The 3,654-nt window shown below is 39.1% G+C and carries 5 protein-coding genes; all 5 read left to right on the top strand.

The annotated features are described in order from the left end of the window. Window positions 1–143, top strand: a 143-nt coding sequence (locus ACMZ6U_RS09730) for an LPXTG cell wall anchor domain-containing protein (protein WP_416108247.1), incomplete at its 5' end; no start/stop codon positions are given. Window positions 144–633: 490 nt separating this feature from the next. Continuing rightward, complete coding sequence (tmk, locus tag ACMZ6U_RS09725; protein WP_416108246.1) at window positions 634–1,281, top strand: dTMP kinase; 648 nt, start codon at window positions 634–636, stop codon at window positions 1,279–1,281. Further along, a complete protein-coding gene (locus tag ACMZ6U_RS09720; RefSeq protein WP_416108245.1) occupies window positions 1,274–2,173 on the top strand; it encodes a DNA polymerase III subunit delta' in 900 nt (299 codons plus the stop codon). Before tmk ends, ACMZ6U_RS09720 begins: the two co-directional genes overlap by 8 nt. A 29-nt stretch (window positions 2,174–2,202) precedes the next feature. Then, window positions 2,203–2,523, top strand: coding sequence for a DNA replication initiation control protein YabA (yabA, locus tag ACMZ6U_RS09715; RefSeq protein WP_416108244.1), 321 nt, complete (start codon window positions 2,203–2,205; stop codon window positions 2,521–2,523). 2 nt (window positions 2,524–2,525) lie between these two features. Continuing rightward, a complete protein-coding gene (rsmI, locus tag ACMZ6U_RS09710) occupies window positions 2,526–3,392 on the top strand; it encodes a 16S rRNA (cytidine(1402)-2'-O)-methyltransferase (protein WP_416108243.1) in 867 nt (288 codons plus the stop codon). The last annotated feature ends 262 nt before the right edge of the window (window positions 3,393–3,654 follow it).

Raw genomic sequence — 3,654 nt, 5'->3', positions numbered from 1 at the left:
CAGCTAAGAAATCTGATGCCTCTGCCAACTATCAAGCTAAGTTGCCAGAAACAGGTGAAGAATCTAATTTGGGTATCCTTGCAGGTATGTCAGTACTCTTTGCAGTCGGTATGCTTTCTAAACGTAACAAAAAGCAAGATTAATAATCAACGATAGTAGATTAGGATTTTACAAATGATCAATAATTGAACTGGCTTTAAATTCTATATCTAAAAAACAACTCTCTCAGTATTATGGAGTTCACTCAATTTCAACTTCTTTTGGAGATATGTTCGTTACTATCATTTGTCATATGTAGAAATGCAAAGGACAAAGATTATTTTTGAGGAGTCTGGGACAAAAGTCTTCCTGATTAAAGCAAAAAGCAACAGTTTTGGGCTCTTCGTCAACTGTAGTGGGTGACTTATAGCTAACACCTAGAGAGAATCGTTCCGGTTCTCTCTTTTTTGATATAGTCAAAAGCCCTATAACATCCGCAGTGGATTTTACCCACGACAGTCTTATAGAGCCTGTTTATCTGAGCCCAACATAGATGGTTTTTTCTGTCTAGCTTTATTTTATAAATTGGGAAGCAAAAAAGCGGCAAGAATTCTTGTCGTTTTTTTTGATAAATTCTGCTAAAATAGAAGTACTATGACTAATGGATTTTTGATTTCCTTTGAAGGACCTGATGGTGCTGGGAAAACGACTGTTTTAGAACAAGTTATCCCCAGACTACAAGATTTATTTGACCAGAAGATTGTTGCGACTCGCGAGCCTGGTGGTGTTGATATTGCTGAAAAGATTCGTGATATCATTTTAGATGTTAATCATACAGCAATGGATGCTAAAACGGAGCTCTTGCTTTACATTGCAGCCCGTCGCCAACACTTGGTTGAGAAAATCCTTCCTAACCTTGAGAAAGATGCTATCGTCTTGCTTGATCGATTTATCGATAGTTCAGTAGCTTATCAGGGCTATGGGCGAGGGTTGGATGTTGCTGATATCACTTGGTTAAATGCTTATGCAACAGATCACCGTCAGCCAGACTTGACAGTGTATCTTGATGTGACTTCAGAACTTGGTTTAGAACGTATTTCCAAAAATGCGGATCGCGAGATCAACCGTTTGGATTTAGAAAAGTTGGATATGCACCAAAAGGTTCGTCAAGGTTACCTGGCTCTTTTAGAGGAGAACACCGACCGTATTGCTTTAATTGATGCTAGTCAATCTGTGGAAAAGGTTGTGGAAGATACTTTGACTGTGATTATCAACAAATACAAGGACTTAAACGATGCCTAAAAATCCTTTGACGAGTGTATTGGAGCACCAACAGCCGCAATTGCTACAAGAAATGCAACGAATCCTGGCGAACAATAAACGTAGCCATGCTTATTTATTTACAGGTGGTTTTGCAGCTTGGGAAATGGCTATCTGGATCACCCAGTATCAATTTTGTGAAGATTTTGACGGTTTAGAACCCTGTGGCAAATGCCGTTCTTGTCGTTTAATTGCTGAGGATGATTTTGCGGACTTGGCTATCTTGGAGCCGACCAATGGTTTTATCAAAACAGATGATGTACGTGCCTTATTGAGTCGCTTTTCTAGCTCTAGTTATGAAGGGAAGGATCAGGTTGTCATTATCCGTGGAGCTGACAAGATGCATGTCAATGCAGCTAATAGTCTGTTGAAGGTTATGGAAGAGCCGCAGAGTCATATCTATTTGATACTTCTGGTTGAGGATGAGAATCAGCTTCTAGCAACCATTAAAAGCCGTTGCCAACAGTTTCATTTTCGTAAAAATCATGAGGTTATCAAGCTTGATTTAGAACAAAAGGGCTTATTCCGCAGTCAAGCTGGGCTTCTAGCAGATGTCGCTTCTTCCGTTAGTGAGGCTAGGAGTTTAGCAGAAGATCCTAAAATTTTAAGCGATTTACAGATACTAGAACGTTTTGTTGGACTGTTGCTGACAGACAAAGGAAAAGCTTATTTAGAAATTAGTCGACTAGCGAGTCAGTTAACAGATAAGGATTCTCAAGCATTGGCTTTTCAACTATTGGTGTCTTTGTTGGGACAAGATTTAAAGAATCCAAAGGCGATTGACTATTTAGATAGGCTTATTCTTGCTAGAAAGATGTGGCAATCTAATGTCAGCTTTCAAAACGCTTTAGAATATATGATATTACAAGCATAATGAGTTAAGGTCATGAGGAGGTAGCTGTGGTGGCTAAAAAAGATTTATTTGATGTATTTGATGGGTTTTCACAAAATCTTATGGTGACCTTAGCCGAGATTGAAGCCATTAAAAAGCAAGTACAAGATTTGGTGGAAGAAAATACACAGCTGCGCTTGGAAAATAACAAGCTACGCGAGCGTTTGACGCAAGTAAGTGAGCAACATGCTGAAAAAATTCAACCTCAAGCCAAGCACCATTTGGATACCATTTATGAGGATGGTTTTCACATTTGTACGGATTTTTACGGTCAAAGACGTGAAAACGATGAGCAATGTGCCTTCTGTTTAGAGCTACTATATAGGGAGTAATCATGCAGGTTCAAAAAAGTTTTAAGGGACAGTCTTCCTATGGTACGCTTTATTTAGTTCCGACATCGATTGGTAATTTATCAGATATGACTTATCGAGCTGTTGAAACGTTGAAATCGGTTGATGCCATCTGTGCAGAAGATACACGAAACACAGGCTTGTTACTCAAGCATTTTGATATTGAAACACGTCAGATCAGTTTTCATGAACACAACGCTTTTGAGAAAATTCCAGATTTAGTGACCATGCTAAAAGAAGGACATTCTTTAGCGCAAGTGTCTGATGCGGGTATGCCTTCCATTTCTGATCCTGGACATGATTTAGTTAAGGCGGCTATCGCAGAAGACATTTCAGTAGTTGCTTTACCCGGAGCTTCAGCCGGGATTACAGCTCTGATTGCTAGTGGTTTAGCGCCTCAGCCCCATGTTTTTTACGGTTTTTTACCACGTAAATCTGGTCAGCAAAAAGCATTTTTTACTGAAAAGTTATCTTACCCAGAAACGCAGATTTTCTATGAATCACCTTATCGCGTTGTTTCAACTTTGGAAAATATGTTGGAAGTTTATGGAGATCGTCAGGTCGTCTTGGTAAGAGAGTTAACCAAACTCTATGAGGAGTACCAACGTGGTTCAATCACAGGATTATTATCTTATTTGTCTGATAATCCTTTAAAGGGAGAGTGTTTAGTGATTGTTGATGGCAATGATGGAAGCATTATGCCAGCGGTACAAGACCTATTGTCGCCATTAGACGATGTTAAGGCGCGTGTTGCAGCAGGGACTAAACCAAATCAAGCTATTAAGATGGTAGCAAAAGAAAGAGGGCTTAATCGTCAGGACTTATATCAAGAGTATCATGAGCTTGTATAAGGTTTGAGCAAGAAATCTTAAAAACAGGAAAAGGCTAGAATAACGTGGTCGAGAAATGTTATTCTAGCCTTTTTATAGTGATGTGAGTTTTAGTCTGTTTCAGCCCATAGATGAAACACAGACAAGATGCTTACTAGCTAATCACGGCTCTTCGTCAACTGTAGTGGGTGACTTATAATTAACATCTAGAGAGAATCGTTCCGGTTCTCTCTTTTTGAATGTTTAAAGCGATGAGTATTTTGGTTTTAAAGTTCTTGAATTT

It is taken from the genome of Streptococcus pluranimalium, from assembly GCF_047785745.1.
Lineage (GTDB): Bacteria > Bacillota > Bacilli > Lactobacillales > Streptococcaceae > Streptococcus > Streptococcus pluranimalium_B.
This window is presented reverse-complemented; position numbering and strand designations above follow the sequence as displayed.